The organism is Duganella margarita (assembly GCF_009857535.1).
In the GTDB taxonomy this organism is placed as follows: domain Bacteria; phylum Pseudomonadota; class Gammaproteobacteria; order Burkholderiales; family Burkholderiaceae_D; genus Rugamonas; species Rugamonas margarita.
Genome location: NZ_WWCS01000092.1, coordinates 1 through 296 on the forward strand (window position 1 = coordinate 1; position 296 = coordinate 296).

The window sequence follows — 296 nt, forward strand, 5'->3', positions numbered from 1 at the left end:
TCACCCCTACCCACAGCTCATCCCCTAATTTTTCAACATTAGTGGGTTCGGACCTCCAGTGCGTGTTACCGCACCTTCATCCTGGCCATGAGTAGATCACTTGGTTTCGGGTCTACACCCAGCGACTGGCGCCCTGTTCGGACTCGATTTCTCTACGGCTTCCCTATGCGGTTAACCTTGCCACTGAATGTAAGTCGCTGACCCATTATACAAAAGGTACGCAGTCACGGAACAAGTCCGCTCCTACTGTTTGTATGCACACGGTTTCAGGATCTATTTCACTCCCCTCCCGGGGT

Annotated in this window: 1 rRNA gene; it reads right to left on the reverse strand. The window is 52.4% G+C overall.

Going from position 1 to position 296, the window contains the following annotated elements:
- Nucleotides 1-296 (reverse strand): 23S ribosomal RNA (locus GTP55_RS29355); the annotation flags it as partial.